The 14,387-nt window shown below is 62.0% G+C and carries 14 protein-coding genes, 1 tRNA gene and 1 pseudogene; 9 read left to right on the forward strand and 7 right to left on the reverse strand.

The genetic code is table 11. The features are described 5' to 3' along the window. Positions 1-53: 53 nt before the first annotated feature. A complete protein-coding gene (gene ahpC / locus ASB58_RS03745; RefSeq protein ID WP_096003635.1) occupies positions 54-617 on the reverse strand; it encodes an alkyl hydroperoxide reductase subunit C in 564 nt (187 codons plus the stop codon). Between the two features lie 240 nt (positions 618-857). Here ahpC and moaC point away from each other — a divergent pair, with 240 nt between their 5' ends. The 8 genes and pseudogenes from moaC to ASB58_RS20495 all read left to right on the forward strand — a co-directional run bounded on the left by moaC (position 858) and on the right by ASB58_RS20495 (position 7,794). After that, the gene (gene moaC / locus ASB58_RS03750) at positions 858-1,337 is read left to right on the forward strand and encodes a cyclic pyranopterin monophosphate synthase MoaC (RefSeq protein ID WP_118129378.1); all 480 of its coding nucleotides are present in this window, start codon (positions 858-860) and stop codon (positions 1,335-1,337) included. Next, positions 1,334-1,582, forward strand: a complete 249-nt coding sequence (locus ASB58_RS03755) for a MoaD/ThiS family protein (RefSeq protein WP_096003637.1) — start codon at positions 1,334-1,336, stop codon at positions 1,580-1,582. The genes moaC and ASB58_RS03755 overlap by 4 nt, the downstream gene beginning before the upstream one ends. A 1-nt stretch (position 1,583) precedes the next feature. Then, positions 1,584-2,051 (forward strand): molybdopterin synthase catalytic subunit MoaE, encoded by a 468-nt coding sequence (moaE, locus tag ASB58_RS03760; RefSeq protein ID WP_118129379.1) that lies wholly within the window; start codon positions 1,584-1,586, stop codon positions 2,049-2,051. Beyond that, a complete protein-coding gene (moaA, locus tag ASB58_RS03765) occupies positions 2,048-3,034 on the forward strand; it encodes a GTP 3',8-cyclase MoaA (protein WP_118129380.1) in 987 nt (328 codons plus the stop codon). Before moaE ends, moaA begins: the two co-directional genes overlap by 4 nt. A gap of 117 nt (positions 3,035-3,151) precedes the next feature. Further along, the gene (hemN, locus tag ASB58_RS03770; protein WP_118129381.1) at positions 3,152-4,534 is read left to right on the forward strand and encodes an oxygen-independent coproporphyrinogen III oxidase; all 1,383 of its coding nucleotides are present in this window, start codon (positions 3,152-3,154) and stop codon (positions 4,532-4,534) included. Between the two features lie 70 nt (positions 4,535-4,604). Further along, entirely contained in the window at positions 4,605-5,786 is a 1,182-nt protein-coding gene (locus ASB58_RS03775; RefSeq protein WP_118129382.1) for a hypothetical protein, read from the forward strand. Positions 5,787-5,922: 136 nt separating this feature from the next. Further along, positions 5,923-6,939: pseudogene (locus tag ASB58_RS20490) on the forward strand (HAMP domain-containing protein); the annotation flags it as partial. Between the two features lie 90 nt (positions 6,940-7,029). Next, positions 7,030-7,794, forward strand: a complete 765-nt coding sequence (locus ASB58_RS20495; protein WP_425221166.1) for a methyl-accepting chemotaxis protein — start codon at positions 7,030-7,032, stop codon at positions 7,792-7,794. Here the strand turns inward: ASB58_RS20495 and ASB58_RS03785 are convergent. From ASB58_RS03785 to ASB58_RS03810, 6 genes are all read right to left on the reverse strand, one after another. Beyond that, the gene (locus ASB58_RS03785) at positions 7,791-8,261 is read right to left on the reverse strand and encodes a (2Fe-2S)-binding protein (protein WP_118129384.1); all 471 of its coding nucleotides are present in this window, start codon (positions 8,259-8,261) and stop codon (positions 7,791-7,793) included. The two genes, ASB58_RS20495 and ASB58_RS03785, sit on opposite strands and share 4 nt — an antisense overlap. Beyond that, on the reverse strand, positions 8,258-10,519 hold the full coding sequence (locus ASB58_RS03790) for a xanthine dehydrogenase family protein molybdopterin-binding subunit (RefSeq protein WP_181977856.1): 2,262 nt from the start codon (positions 10,517-10,519) through the stop codon (positions 8,258-8,260). Before ASB58_RS03790 ends, ASB58_RS03785 begins: the two co-directional genes overlap by 4 nt. After that, complete coding sequence (locus ASB58_RS03795) at positions 10,516-11,343, reverse strand: FAD binding domain-containing protein (protein ID WP_181977857.1); 828 nt, start codon at positions 11,341-11,343, stop codon at positions 10,516-10,518. The genes ASB58_RS03790 and ASB58_RS03795 overlap by 4 nt, the downstream gene beginning before the upstream one ends. Before the next feature lie 366 nt (positions 11,344-11,709). Beyond that, on the reverse strand, positions 11,710-12,174 hold the full coding sequence (bfr, locus tag ASB58_RS03800) for a bacterioferritin (protein ID WP_083726964.1): 465 nt from the start codon (positions 12,172-12,174) through the stop codon (positions 11,710-11,712). Between the two features lie 221 nt (positions 12,175-12,395). After that, positions 12,396-12,469: transfer RNA gene (locus ASB58_RS03805), tRNA-Gly, on the reverse strand. A 90-nt stretch (positions 12,470-12,559) separates the two neighbouring features. Then, positions 12,560-13,558, reverse strand: coding sequence for an LLM class flavin-dependent oxidoreductase (locus tag ASB58_RS03810; RefSeq protein WP_118129387.1), 999 nt, complete (start codon positions 13,556-13,558; stop codon positions 12,560-12,562). A gap of 154 nt (positions 13,559-13,712) precedes the next feature. Between ASB58_RS03810 and ASB58_RS03815 the strand changes: the two genes are divergently transcribed. Beyond that, entirely contained in the window at positions 13,713-14,387 is a 675-nt protein-coding gene (locus tag ASB58_RS03815) for a methylamine utilization protein (protein ID WP_118129388.1), read from the forward strand.

Here is a 14,387-nt window from a genome sequence, read left to right on the forward strand (position 1 = left end):
CCCGCCGTCTGCGCGCCTGAGGCTGCGCAGCGGGCCGGGTCATCAGGCCGATCTTAGATCTTGCCTACCAGGTCGAGGGAGGGAGCCAGAGTGGCTTCGCCTTCCTTCCACTTGGCCGGGCACACTTCACCCGGGTGGGCAGCGATGTACTGGGCGGCCTTGACCTTGCGAACCATGTCCTCGGCGTTACGGCCGATGCCTTCGGAGGTGATTTCAACAGCCTGGATCACGCCCTCGGGGTCGATGATGAAGGTGCCGCGGTTAGCCAGGCCCTGATCTTCGCGCAGAACTTCGAAGTTGCGGCTGATCTGCATGGTCGGGTCACCGATCATGGCGTACTTGATCTTGCCGATGGTTTCGGAGCTGTCGTGCCAGGCTTTGTGGGTGAAGTGGGTGTCGGTGGAGACCGAGTACACTTCAACGCCCATTTTCTGCAGCTCGTCGTAGTAGTCGGCAACGTCGCCCAGTTCGGTCGGGCAAACGAAGGTGAAGTCAGCCGGGTAGAAGAAGAAGACGGCCCACTTGCCTTTAACGTCGGCTTCAGTCAGGTCGAAGAACTCGCCGTTTTTGAATGCAGACGCCTTGAACGGTTTGATTTCGGTATTGATAACGGACATGTAGAACTCCTTTGTGAGTCGTTTCGTCGGTGGTTGAGAAGACAGGTGCAATGGTATGCGCCTGGGCTAAATACTTAAAATAAATTTCAACTAAATCCTGAATAGCTTTTCGCTATATGAGCCGGCTCGGTGCTGGGGTGTCGATCATGCGTGCTGCATGTGACCGTTTTGGGGCCGTGCGGTTCTGCGCCAACGCCTATTGCAGTAAAGTAGACGCAGGTTACCTCGGAGATTAACTGTATGCTGACTCATCTGGACGCACAAGGGCGGGCGAACATGGTTGATGTGACCGCCAAGGCTGTGACGGCCCGCGAGGCGGTGGCCGAGTCCAGGGTGCGCATGCAGCCTGAAACACTGGAGTTGATCCAGGCTGGCGGCCACCCCAAGGGTGACGTGCTGGCCGTGGCGCGTATCGCCGGCATTCAAGCTGCCAAGAAAACCTCTGATCTGATTCCCCTGTGCCACCCCTTGATGCTGACCAGCGTCAAGGTCGAACTGACGCCAGTGCCGCCGGATGCGGTGCACATTCAGGCGCGCTGCAAGCTGGCCGGGCAGACCGGGGTCGAAATGGAGGCGCTGACAGCGGCCAGCGTCGCCGCATTGACGCTCTACGACATGTGCAAGGCAGTAGACAAGGGCATGGTGATTGAGCAGACGCGCCTGCTGCACAAGTCCGGTGGCAAGAGTGGTGACTACCACCTGCAGGAGTCGGGTACATGATTCAGTTGCAGTTTTTTGCCCGTTATCGGGATGTGCTGGGGCGTGACGCCGAGCAAATGCCCTGGGATGCCGAGCTGCGTACGCTGGAAGACGTCCGTGCCCGACTGCTGGCGCGGGGTGAAGCGTGGCAGGTGCTGGCCGAGCAACGCCTGATGTGTGCGCGCAATCAGGAGCTTTGCAATCTGTCTACGCCGGTTGTTGACGGCGATGAAGTGGCATTTTTTCCGCCGGTGACCGGAGGCTGATATGCGAATTGACGTGCAGATTGCCAGCTTCGATCCGGGCGAGCTGCTGAACCAGCTGCATGCCGATCACCGTGGCACGGGTGCGGTGGTGGGCTTTGTCGGCTATGTGCGCGACTTCAACGATGGTGATCCGGTCAGCGGCATGTGGCTGGAGCACTACCCGGGCATGACCGAGAAAGCCCTTGCGGACATCGTCGAGCAGGCCCAGGCGCGCTGGCTGCTGCATGAGGTCCACGTGCTGCATCGGGTCGGACAGCTGGAGCCGGGTGAGCCTATCGTCTTTGTCGGTGTGGCCAGTGCTCATCGTCAGGCTGCATTCGAGGCCAATACCTTCATCATGGATTACCTGAAAACCCGCGCCCCGTTCTGGAAGCGCGAGAGCACGCCGCAGGGAGAGCGCTGGGTCGACGCCAAGCACAGCGATGAACAGGCTTTGAGCCGCTGGCAATCACCGGGGGAGTCTTCATGAGCCTGCAGGACGGCCTGGGCCGGCGTATCGAATATCTGCGGCTGTCGGTGACCGACCGCTGCGACTTCCGCTGTGTCTACTGCATGGCCGAAGACATGACCTTTTTACCCCGCGCGCAGATCCTGACTCTCGAAGAGATCGAGCGGCTGGCCCGGCTGTTTGTTTCCCTGGGCGTGCGCAAGATTCGTCTGACCGGCGGAGAGCCGCTGGTCAGGCGCGGCATTGTTGACCTTTGCGCGCGCATCAGCGCGCTGCCCGGGCTGCGTGAACTGGTGATGACCAGTAATGGCTCGCAGCTGGTAAAACTGGCCGAGCCGCTGGCCGCAGCCGGGGTAAAGCGCCTTAACATCAGCCTGGACAGCCTGGATCCTGAGCGATTTAAAGCCATTACCCGCACCGGCGAATTACAGCAGGTGCTTGATGGTATTGAAGCCGCGCGTGCGGCCGGCTTTGAGCGGATCAAGCTGAATACCGTGGTGCTCAAGGGGCGCAATCACGATGAGGTGCCGGCGCTGACCGAGTATGCGCTGTCGCGCGGGCTGGACATCACCTTTATCGAAGAGATGCCGCTGGGCGAAGTAGGGCGCGAGCGCGGGGAGGCCTATTGCTCCAGCGACGAGGTGCGGGCCATGCTGAGCGAGCGCTATCGACTGCTCGACAGCACCGAGAGCAGCGGCGGGCCCGCGCGCTATTTGCGGGTCGAGGGTTACCCCGACAGCCGGATCGGCTTTATCTCGCCGCACTCACACAACTTCTGCGATACCTGCAATCGGGTACGCCTGACCACCGAAGGGCGTCTGTTGCTGTGTCTGGGGCATGAGAATGCGCTGGATATGCGCCGCCCGCTGCGTCAGCACCCGGGCGACGATGCCCCGGTGCGCGAGGCGCTGGAACGTGCCCTGCTGTACAAGCCGGCGCGGCATGAGTTCAGCGTGGACGGCGAGGTTCAGGTGCTGCGCTTTATGAACGCGACCGGCGGCTGAGCCAGGTGCGGCATGGGTACCGCCTCAGTCCGCCCCTGCTTATTGACACTGATCAACAACTCTCCGGCGGGGCGCGCGTAGGCTGTAGGCAAGCTAGCTACCCTCTGGAGAGCCCCCATGCTGCCTACCCTTCGCTGGGATGCGGACCTGATTCGTCGATACGACCACGCCGGTCCGCGTTACACCTCCTATCCAACCGCGGTGCAGTTTCACGATGGTGTGAAACCGCTGGATTTTCTGCATGCCGTCGACGCCAGTCGCGCCGCTAACCGCGCGCTGTCGCTGTATGTCCACATCCCGTTCTGCGCCAACATTTGCTACTACTGCGGTTGCAACAAGGTCATCACCAAGGACCGCAGTCGTGCTCGCGAGTATCTGGCATGTCTGGAACGCGAAATGGAGCTGGTCAGCGCCCATCTGGGGCCGGACCAGCTGGTGGAGCAGTTGCACTTTGGCGGTGGTACACCGACCTTTCTCAGCCATCAGGAGCTGGGCGAGCTGATGGCGGCGCTGCGCCGCAACTTCAACCTGCACGATGATGATATCGCTGACTACAGCATCGAAATCGACCCCCGCGAGGCGGATTGGGCGACCATGGGCCTGTTGCGTGAGCTGGGGTTTAACCGGGTCAGCTTTGGGGTGCAGGATCTGGACCCGGAGGTGCAGCGTGCAGTCAATCGCCTGCAGTCACTGGAACAGACTCAAACGGTCATGGATGCGGCCCGCACCCTGGCTTATCGATCGATCAATATTGACCTGATCTACGGCCTGCCCAAGCAGACGCCTGAGCGCTTTGCCCGCACGGTCGAGGCGATTATCGAGCTAAAGCCCGACCGCCTGTCAGTCTTCAACTACGCGCATCTGCCCGAGCGCTTTATGCCGCAGCGCCGCATCAACAGCGCTGACTTGCCGGCGCCGGCGCAGAAGCTGGAGATGTTTGAGAACAGCGTGCGCCAACTGATGGACGCAGGCTACCGTTATATCGGCATGGATCACTTTGCCCTGCCTGATGACAGCCTGAGCGTGGCGCAGGAAAACGGCGAGCTGCAGCGCAACTTCCAGGGCTACACCACCCACGGTCATTGCGACCTGATCGGGTTGGGGGTGTCCTCGATCAGCCAGGTAGGAGACCTCTACAGCCAGAACTCGGCTGACCTCAAGGCCTATCAACAAGCCTTGCAGCAGGACCAGCTGGCAACCCAGCGCGGGCTGGTGTGCCACACCGATGATGTCATTCGCCGCGCGGTGATCAGTCAGCTGATCTGTCATTTCAGCCTCAGCTTCAATGATATCGAGCAGCGCTTTGGCATCGACTTTCACGAGTATTTTGCCGGCTGCCTGCCGATGCTGGAGCAGATGGCGCGCGACGGCCTGATTATCCTGACGCCTGGCGGTATTCGGGTGCTGGCGGCAGGGCGGCTGCTGGTGCGCTCCATCTGCATGCTGTTCGACGCTTATCAGAGCGAGCTGAGCCAGCAGCGCTTCTCGCGGATCATCTAGACATATCCCTGCCGAACGCCCCCGTCTGCCTGCTATGCTGCGGGCAGACGGGGGCGGCAGAGGGCGGGTTATGAAGGTGTTGAAAGAGCGCAGCGGGCAACGCCGCCTGCTGCTGTTGCTGGTCGTTACGCTGCTGGTGCTGCTGTCGTGGCTCGGGCAGGGAGATCGCAGCTCCGCAGCCCACCTGGACGCCTCGCTGTTGCAGGCCTCGGTTGCCTTTGCCTCTGCCCGCGCACTCAACGCGCTTATCTCTGTTCTGCAATCCACCACCATCAGCTTCAGCCTGTTTGGCGGCGTGGCCGTCACGCTGGGCGAAATGCTGGATCCGTTCAATGATCTGATCGAACAGTACGCCTACCTCATGCAATGGGCCATCGGCTCGTTGCTGGCGCAGAAAATACTGCTTGGGCTGGTGGGGCAAACGGTCTTCAAGTGGCTGCTGACGCTCTCCGCCGTGCTGCTGGGCGCTGCGCTCTGGGTGCGCGGCGGGCGCCACGCAGGGCTGTTCTTGCGCTTGTTTCTGGCCATTGCCTTTCTGCGCTTTGTGCTGGTGGCGGTGGTGCTGGTCAACGGTGAAGTGGATCGCTGGTACCTCGCGCAGCAGAGCCGAGAGCAAATTGCTGTGCTGGATCGCCTGCCTGGGGAGGTTGAGGTGCTTGGCGCTGACGCCAATGCCGACGCCGCGCTGCTTGGTGGCTCAGCCGCAGGGCATGCGCTGGACAGTCAGTTAGCCATGCTCGACGAACAACGTAGCCGACTGATCGTCGCCCAGCGTGACGCCGGCAGGGCAATCAGCGAGCAGCGCCAGGCGCTAACCGTCCTGGAACAGCAGCTCGATTGGTCTGAGCGCCTCAACCCCCTTGCCGAGGTGCCGGCCAGGGAGGACGCTGCGAACAGGCTGGCGCTGCTGCGCAGCAGCTATCAGCGTATCAGTCAGGAGCTGAGCGAGGTCGAACAGCAGCGCGAGCAGGTGCTCAAGGAGCGCTCGGCGTTGCTACCCGACAGTGATTCCAGCTGGCGCGGCTTTGGCGAGCAATTGGCCAAGGTGGGCGATCCGCAGACCTATCTGGCGATCAAGCAGGCGCTGGATGATGCTGTCGACAGCGTGCTGCAGGTGATGACGCTGTTCGTGCTGCGCACCTTGATTCTGCCGTTGCTGTTTTTCTATCTGCTGTTGCGTGGCTTGCGCTGGCTCTGGCAGCTGGATGCGACATGCCTGCTGGATGATGGACGGGCTGCATTCGGCAAGTGATAGCCCTTTGCTGGCAGAGCCTGTTCGGGTCACCTATTCTTGGAAGGGCGGGCAGCGGCGATAAAGTTTTTGCCCATCGGGACGATACAGCGGACGTACTTCCCCAAGACTGGCTCCTTCCTCGAGGAAAACCCCGATGCCGGCCAAACTCAGCTTCAATCAAAAGATTCTCTTGGCAGCGTGTTTGGTGGTGATCGCCGCCTTTGCCGCTTTTTCCGTGTATAACGACTACCTCCAGCGCCGCACCTTGCAGGCTAACCTGGACACCTATCTCAGTGATGCCGGGACGCTAACGGCAGATAACATCAGCAATTGGCTGTCGGGCCGCATCCTGCTGTTGGAGAACCTTGCGCAGAACCTGCAAAGCGAGCCCGCTGAGCGGCTGGTGCCGTTACTGGAGCAGCGAACTCTGGCGCAGACCTTCGAGTTCAGCTACCTGGGTGGCGCCGATGGCGGCTTTACCATGCGCCCGGATGCCGAGATGCCGGCAGGCTATGACCCACGGACACGCCCCTGGTTCAAGGCGGCGCGCGAGGGCGGCAAGACGGTACTCACCAGTCCCTATGTTGATGCTGCAACCAGCGTGCTGATCATGACCATCGCAACCCCTGCGGGCAACGATGTGGTGGGCGGCGACCTGAGCCTTGCTGCGGTATCGCAAATCATCAATACCCTCGACTTCAACGGCTTGGGCTACGCCTTTCTGGTGAGTCGCGACGGGACCATTCTGGTACACCCCAACAGCAGCCTGCAGATGAAAACCCTCAGCGAGGTGTATCCGCAGAACACCCCGAAGATCGAGCGCAGGCTAAGCGAGGCGTCACTGGATGGTCAGTCGCGACTGCTCACCTTTGTGCCGGTACAAGGGCTGCCGGGTGCTGACTGGTATGTTGGCCTGTCGGTTGACCGAGACAAGGCGTTCGCCAGTCTGACGCAATTCCGCTATTCCGCGCTCACCGCAGTGCTGGTCGCGCTGGTCGGCATCGTCGTCCTGCTGGGGGTGTTGATGCGCTACCTGCTTAAGCCGCTGGTATCGCTGGGCGCTGCGCTGGATAACATCGCGGAAGGAGAGGGCGATCTTACTCGCCGTCTGCCGGTGACCAGTCAGGACGAATTCGGCCGGTTGGCGAGTGCCTTCAACCGCTTTGTACAGCGGATTCACGAATCGATCAGTCAGGTGGCCAGTACCAGCGGCGCGCTGCATGACGTTGCGCGTCAGGTGGTGGACGCCTCCAACGCCAATATGGCCAGCTCCGATGAACAGGCCAGCCGCACCAACAGTGTTGCCGCTGCCATTAACGAGTTGGGCGCCGCTGCCCAGGAGATCGCGCGCAACGCCGCTGACGCCTCTGCGCAGGCCAGTCAGGCCCGGCAGGGCGCGGAGCAGGGCTCGGCGGTCGTGAGCCAGTCGATTACAGCCATGCAGGAGCTGTCGGCCAAGATCAGCGAGTCGAGCGATACGATCCAGGCGCTCAGCCACAAGACCACCGATATTGGCCGGATTCTTGAGGTCATTCAGAGCATTTCCGAGCAGACCAACCTGCTGGCGCTGAACGCGGCCATTGAAGCGGCGCGCGCCGGTGAAGCCGGGCGCGGGTTTGCCGTGGTTGCTGATGAGGTGCGCAACCTGGCACACCGTACCCAGACCTCGGCAAGCGAGATTCACGAGATGATCGAGAATCTGCGCAGCGATGCCAGCGCAGCGGTCGGCATCATGACCGACAGTCAGCAGTACAGTCAGCACAGTGTCGAGGTTGCCGGTCAGGCGGGTACCCGTCTGACCGAGATTACCCACGGCATTGGTGATATCGATAACATGAACCAATCGGTCGCGGCGGCGACGGAGGAACAGACTTCGGTCATCGAAAGCCTCAACGTCGATATTACCGAGATCAACACCCTCAACCAGGAAGGTGTCGATAATCTGCAGGCCACCTTGCGGGCCTGTGCCTCGCTGGAAGATCAGGTTACCCGGCTGCGGCAATTGGTCGGTAGCTTCCGCATTTAGGTACGGGCCAGTTCGGCAACCGCCTGGCGCAGGCCGGTGTAGCCGGTGCAGCGGCAGAGGTTGCCCTGCAGCGCTTGCTCCAGCTCCTGTGCTGTAGCTGTCGGGTTGTTGCGCAGGGCGGCGGTCAGGGTGCTGGCGATACCCGGTGTGCAGTAGCCGCATTGCAGCGCGCCGGCATTGACCAGTGCGGCGGATACCCGCTCGAACACCGGCTCGTCGCGCAGCCCTTCAATGGTTTGCACCGAGCGCCCTTGCAACTGGCAGGCCAGCAGCAGGCAGGCGGGCGTTGATTGGCCATCGACCAATACGCTGCAGGCGCCACAGCGGCCGATGCTGCAGCCTTCTTTCGGGCCGGTCAGGTTGAGGTCTGATCGCAGGATGTCGAGCAGGCGCCGGGTGGGGGATACCTGGATTATCTGCTCGCTGCCGTTGACGGTGAACTGCAGGGTCAAGCGTGGCTCGCTCATGGGTGTTGCTCCTGCATGGCGGTGAGCAGGGTTGTCGGGCGTACCGGCAGGCTGTGCATTCGTACGCCGGTAGCGTTTTCGATGGCGGCGATCAAGGCGGGGCTGATGGCTTCAATGCCCAGCTCGCCGATGCCGCGTACCGGGTAGCATTCGCCGCCGAGGATTGCTTCGATCACATCCACCCGTTGCTCTGGCGTATCGGCCAGGGTCGGAATCAGGTAGGCGTCGAGGTTGTCGAGCAGGAATTGGCCGTTCTGCATGGGGACGTCCTCCAGCAGGGCCATGCCCATGCCCATCACGGCTGCGCCTTCGATCTGGCCCAGATAGCTGGGTGGGTGGATGACCTTGCCGCCGGCGGTGATGTGATGCAGCTGCAAAACGCGCACCCGGCCGGTCAGTCGGTCAACGGCGACACGGGCCACGCTGGCGATCAGCAGTTGCAGGTAGCGGCCGCGCGGGGTGGCGTCCGGGCCGGTAGGAAAGTCGAAATGTACCTTCAACACGGGGCGTTGTGCAGCCATCTTGGCCAGTTTGGCGTAGCTGATGCGCAGGTCTCCACTGGGTGTGCACAGGCCGCCTCGCCCTGGTGCAAGGTCGTCGGCGTGGGGCCCGGCGATATCCTGCAGTGCGGCACGCCACTGCGGCTGCAAACGGCGCAGTGCTTCTACCGCAATCACGCTGCTGCGCGAGGCGCTGGTCGGGCCCGAGTCCGGGCCGCTGGAGTCGCCGAGGCGAATATCCAGGTCGTCGGGGGCGCAGCCCAGATACTCGCAGGCCAGATGCTCTGCTGCCGCGATTACCCCCTGACCATACTCGATAAAGCCAAAGGCCAGTTCGATGCGACCGGCTGCGCTCAAGTGCAGGCGCGCGCCGCCAGAGTCCGGCAGGCCATTGCCCAGCCCGTTGCCCTGTGCTCCCAGAGCCATACCGACACCGGTCAGCCAGCGGCGGTGGTCGCTCTCTGTGGCGTTTTCCCAGAGCGGGGAGGCCAGTGCGGCATCCAGCAGTAACCGTGGATCGCAGGGCTGTTGCTGAGTCTGACCCTCGACGCCCGGGTCGTCCGGCGTACGCAGGTTGCGCTTGCGCAGCTCTGCCGGGTGCAGGCCCGCCGCCGCTGCCAGCTTGTCCAGCTGACTCTCCACGGCGAAGGTCGCCTGGTTGCCGCCGAAGCCGCGAAAGGCACCGGCAACGCTGTTGTTGGTGTAGACCAACTTGCCGGTGACCTTCACATTGGGGATGCGATACAGCGGTGCGGCGGCGTGGTCCGTCAGGTTGGTCAGCACGGCGGGGCCAAGGGTGGCGTAGGCGCCGGTATCCAGCACGGCATGCAGTTGGTGGGCGAGGATGTTGCCCTGCGCGCCGCAGCCGGTGCGGGCAACCAGTTCGACCGGGTGGCGCTTGATGCCTGCGATAGTGGATTCGCGGCGATCAAAATGGATGCGCACCGGGCGGCCGGTGCGCAGGGCCAGCAAACCGGCTGCCGGTTGCATGGTCAGTTCATCCTTGCCGCCAAAGCCGCCGCCAGTCGCCAGACCGATAACGCGTACCTTGTCCAGCGGTAGATCGAGAATGCCCGCCAGCTGCTCGCGGTCGCGGTGACCGCTCTGGCAGCCCACCCGGAAGGTCAGCCCGCCCTGGTTGTCGGGTACCGCCACACCGCCCTCGGTTTCCATGAATACATGCATTTGCCTTGGGGTGCTGTAGCGGCCCTCGACCACGAAGGCACAGGCCTTGAAGGCGGCCTCGACATCGCCGTGCTCCAGTAGCGAGCTGTCCAGCAGATTGCCACCGGGATGCAGTGGCGGCGCGCCATCGGCCAGCGCGGCGGCCGGGTCGCCGAGCACCGGCAGCTCGGTGCACTGCACCTCAATCAGGCTGAGCGCGTGCGCAGCGATCTCGGGTGTGTCGGCTGCCACCGCCGCCAGCGCATCGCCCAGGTAGCGAACGCGGTCCGTGCAGAACACCGGTTGGTCGCGAAAGACGATGCCATAGTGGTTATCACCGGGGATGTCCGCTGCGGTGACCACCGCGTGCACGCCAGGCAGCTCGCGTGCGGCGTCCACATTGATGCCGGTGATCTGCGCGTGGGGGAAAGGGCTGCGCAGGATGCGCCCATGTAGCAGCCCAGGCCACGCCAGCTCGTCGGTGGGGTAGTGCTGCTCGCCGCGGGCTTTGCTGCGCGCGTCAGGCCGCGGTTGCCAGCGATCAGCGAAGTTGTCGGCGTTCAGCTGACGAGGCGTGAAGTCGTTGGTGCTCATAAGCGGCTGGCGCTCCATTGATCGAGCAGAAGATTGGCTGCGATTGGCAGCAGCGGCTGCGCGGCCTGCTCAGGCAGGTCACGGGCAAGCAGCGGCAACAGGGTGGCGGCCGTCGGGATCAGAGTGGCGTCGTCGCTGAAGGCCTGCTCGCAACTGCGCAGACGACGCGGCGCCAGACCCGCGCCGCCGGCAGCCAGGTGCGCCTGGGCAAAGGGCTGCCATTGCCAACTGCTGGCGATGTTCAACAGCGGGGGGTTGAAGGCTTCGCGGCTGGCCAACTTCTCCATGCGCAGCTGTCTGCCGGGGCCCGGTAGGGGAATGCGAATACGGGTGATCAATGCATGCTCGGGGGCTTGGGACAACCAGTCGGAGAGGGCGCTTTGGTGCAGCGGGCCTGCACCCTGCATCCAGTCCACCTGGGTATCCAGCACCAGCAGTATGGGCATTAGATCGCCTGCAAAGCCAATATTGCCGCCCAGCGTGGCAAGGTGACGAATGCCCGGGGCGCCAACCCCCAGCAGCGCGCCGTGCAGCGTTGGCAGCTCGCGGCACAGCGCACGGTTGCTGGTCAGTTCCGATAGCCGAGTCAAGGCACCGATGGACCAGTGGTCCACTGCGCGCCGGCACCCTTGCAGTTCGTCGAGTGCGTGCAGACTGATTGCCTTCGCCGGCCAGCCTGTGTTCTTGCTCCAGCCAAGTTGCGCGGCGCTGGCGCCCGCAAGGTAGGGTGCCTGATGACGCGAGGCCAGGATGGCGGCTTCCTCGGCGCTGGACGGAAATAGAACCTGGGTGTGGCGACGGTCGGGGCAGGGCGGCAAGGTCACGGGAGCGCTCCATCGGGTTTGTGCTCCGGGCTGATGCAGAATGGGTGCCACATGTGACTGCTTGCAAGCAGACTCGCTAAATAGCTGTCTTTATGGTCAATATTTGTTTGCGTTGAAGCTGGTGACCTTTGCGATGTTTATCGAAATGGTGCATTTGAAGTGCGTAAAAGGCGTGTACTGGTCAGCGTTGGTGCAAGCCATTGGGTCGGCGTGCGCTCAAGGTAATGTTGATCAAAAGGTCAGGATTTTCTGTCGGGGCTGCACCTACGGCTCGGAGCCGACAGCGTAACGAGGTTCGGGTGGGAGGGGCGGGGGCAGATACAAAAAAGCCCCGTGGCGACGGGGCTTCTGGATTGAGGGAAGGGGTTACATCTGCGATTGCAGGTAGTTCTTCTCGCCAACCATCTTGATCAGGCGCAGCTGCTGTTCCAGCCAGTAGGCATGGTCTTCTTCGGTATCCTGCAACTGAAGCTCGAGAATTTCGCGGGTCTGGTAATCAGCGCAGCGTTCGCACAGAGCGATGGCCTTGGCCAGGTTCTCGCGTACTTCATATTCCAGCTTGAGGTCTGATTCCAGCATTTCCTGCACGGTAAAGCCGGGGGTGATCACCGACGGCCGCATGTCCGGTTTGCCTTCCAGGAACAGGATGCGCTTGAGGATGGCATCGGCGTGCTGGGTTTCTTCTTCCATTTCGTGGTTGATGCGCTCGTACAGCTTGGCGTAACCCATATCTTCGTACAGGCGCGAGTGCAGGAAGTACTGATCACGCGCACCCAGCTCTCCGCGCAACAGCTCGATCAGGCAATTGACGACGTCCGGATGACCTTGCATGGCGCTGCTCTCCCACTCATTGATAAACGATTGGGGCATTGTGACGGATGTTGCCGCAGAATGCCATGAAATCATCAAAAAATTCTAATGATTACAACGGGTTATATGTGTTTTGTTAGTAAGGGAAGTGCGAAGTAGAGCGGTTCGCGCGCGCAAAGGTTTCTCGCTTGGCAGCAAGTTATTGAAAACTGGAGATTTTAAGTAAGGGAAGCAGGGCTGCGTGGAGCGGGTGAAGGGAATCGAACCCTCGTATGCAGCTTGGGAAGCTGCCGTTCTACCATTGAACTACACCCGCGCAGGCGCTCTTTTTACCAGAGTCGCCTGCGACAGGGAAGGGGCAGATACGCTTATGCCTTGTCGCATCGGCTGCGCAATAGGGTGCTTTCTAGAGCGCCTCGGTAACCCGCTTGAGCAAGGCGTAGCTGTGCTGGCGCGCGCTCTGGTCAAAAATAGGGCTGTTGACGATCAGCTCGTTGACGCCGGTACGTTCCAGCAGTTCGGCTAACTGAGCGCCAACCGCATCAACATCACCAATTAGACTGCCGGACAGTGTCGACATGACCTGATGACGTTCATGCGGTTGCCACAGCGACTCCATGTCATGGGTCGGCGGCGGCAACTGCCCCGGCGTACCCCGGATCAGGTTGAGAAAAGCCTGTTGGTGGGAGCTGGCCAGGTAATGGGCCTGTTCGCGATCGTCGGCGAGGTAGGCGTTCATGCCCAGCATGGCGTAGGGCGTGGGCAGTTGCTCGCTCGGGGTAAAGCTTTCGCGATACAGGCGCAAGGCGCTGAACAGGTAGTCGGGCGAGAACTGACCGGCGAAGGCAAAGGGCAGACCCAATCGGCCGGCCAATTGCGCGCTGAAGGTGCTGGAGCCGAGCAGCCAGATGGGCACATTCAAGCCGGCGCCCGGAACGGCGCGCAGTCGCTGGCCGGGTTTGGCTGGTGCAAACAGCTGACGCAGTTCATCCAGCATCTGTGGAAAATCTTCGCCGTCCGTGCGGCCGCGGCGCAATGCCTGGGCGGTCATGCCGTCGGTGCCCGGTGCGCGGCCCAGACCGAGGTCAATGCGCCCCGGGTAGAGCGATTCCAGAGTGCCAAACTGCTCGGCAATCTGCAGTGGTGCGTGGTTGGGCAGCATGATGCCGCCCGAGCCAATGCGGATGCGCTCGGTGCCGGCGGCCAGATAGCCCATGACCACCGAGGTGGCGGCGCTGGCAATGCCCGTCATGTTGTGGTGCTCGGCAACCCAGAAGCGGCGGTAACCCAGCGCTTCCGTGTGCTGCGCCAGCTCCAGTGCGTTGTGCAGCGCTGTGGCGGCGGTGGCGCCTTCGGCAATGGAACAGAGGTCCAGTACGGAGAGAGAAAAATTTGAGCCGGGCATCTTGGTTCCTGCATATCGGTGTGCAATCCGGCTATGCTAGCCTCCTTTGGCATCGGGTAACACCGCAGCACGCTTATCGTCGTGAAGGGCGGGCCGTAACGGCAGTAGGCGGAGACGCGTCGAACGGGCTTCGTTTCGTTAAGGGGATAGTATTGTGCGGAAGATTAGGGATGCGGGAAGCGTAAGCCGTTTCTGGCTGCGTTTTGGTCTGCTGCTGTTGGCACAGGCGCTGTTGCTGGAATCGAGCCTTGCGGCGCAAATCAGGCTGACTGATGAGACAGGCGCACCGCTGGCCAATGCTGTGCTGTTGATTGACGGGGTGCCGCCCGCGCCGGACGACAGCTATGTGATGGATCAGGTTGATCGTCAGTTTAGGCCGCATGTACTGGTCGTGCCGGTCGGAGCACGGGTGGATTTTCCCAACAGCGATGATGTGCGTCATCACGTCTACTCGTTCTCCGAGGCAAAGTCATTTGAATTGCGTCTGTTCAAGGGTATGGATGCGCCTCCGGTGACCTTTGAGCAGGCGGGCGTAGTCGTGTTGGGCTGCAATATTCATGATGCGATGGTCGGCTACATTCTGGTTACCGGCAGCCCTCGCTTTGCAGTAAGCGATGCGTTGGGCCGTGTTTCCCTGCCCGACTTGCCTGCAGGCACCTGGCCGGTCTCCTGGTGGCATCCCAGTCGCTTCGAACAGGCGCCGGCCTCGCTAGGAGAGCTGGACCTGGGGCAGGACGGGTTGGTTTTGAGTTTGCCGCTCACGCCTGTTCCGGAAGAGCCCGCGCAACCCCTGTCGCCGCTGCAACAGCGCTTCAAGTCGGTGCAGTAG

This window comes from Pseudomonas abyssi (assembly GCF_003444685.1).
GTDB classification, from domain to species: domain Bacteria; phylum Pseudomonadota; class Gammaproteobacteria; order Pseudomonadales; family Pseudomonadaceae; genus Halopseudomonas; species Halopseudomonas abyssi.

Bases quoted from the DNA above. Each gene is read 5' to 3' on its own strand.
- ahpC (WP_096003635.1), bottom strand. From the start codon at position 617: ATGTCCGTTATCAATACCGAAATCAAACCGTTCAAGGCGTCTGCATTC.
- moaC (WP_118129378.1), top strand. From the start codon at position 858: ATGCTGACTCATCTGGACGCACAAGGGCGGGCGAACATGGTTGATGTG.
- ASB58_RS03755 (WP_096003637.1), top strand. From the start codon at position 1,334: ATGATTCAGTTGCAGTTTTTTGCCCGTTATCGGGATGTGCTGGGGCGT.
- moaE (WP_118129379.1), top strand. From the start codon at position 1,584: ATGCGAATTGACGTGCAGATTGCCAGCTTCGATCCGGGCGAGCTGCTG.
- moaA (WP_118129380.1), top strand. From the start codon at position 2,048: ATGAGCCTGCAGGACGGCCTGGGCCGGCGTATCGAATATCTGCGGCTG.
- hemN (WP_118129381.1), top strand. From the start codon at position 3,152: ATGCTGCCTACCCTTCGCTGGGATGCGGACCTGATTCGTCGATACGAC.
- ASB58_RS03775 (WP_118129382.1), top strand. From the start codon at position 4,605: ATGAAGGTGTTGAAAGAGCGCAGCGGGCAACGCCGCCTGCTGCTGTTG.
- ASB58_RS20495 (WP_425221166.1), top strand. From the start codon at position 7,030: ATGGCCAGCTCCGATGAACAGGCCAGCCGCACCAACAGTGTTGCCGCT.
- ASB58_RS03785 (WP_118129384.1), bottom strand. From the start codon at position 8,261: ATGAGCGAGCCACGCTTGACCCTGCAGTTCACCGTCAACGGCAGCGAG.
- ASB58_RS03790 (WP_181977856.1), bottom strand. From the start codon at position 10,519: ATGAGCACCAACGACTTCACGCCTCGTCAGCTGAACGCCGACAACTTC.
- bfr (WP_083726964.1), bottom strand. From the start codon at position 12,174: ATGCAAGGTCATCCGGACGTCGTCAATTGCCTGATCGAGCTGTTGCGC.
- ASB58_RS03810 (WP_118129387.1), bottom strand. From the start codon at position 13,558: ATGCCCGGCTCAAATTTTTCTCTCTCCGTACTGGACCTCTGTTCCATT.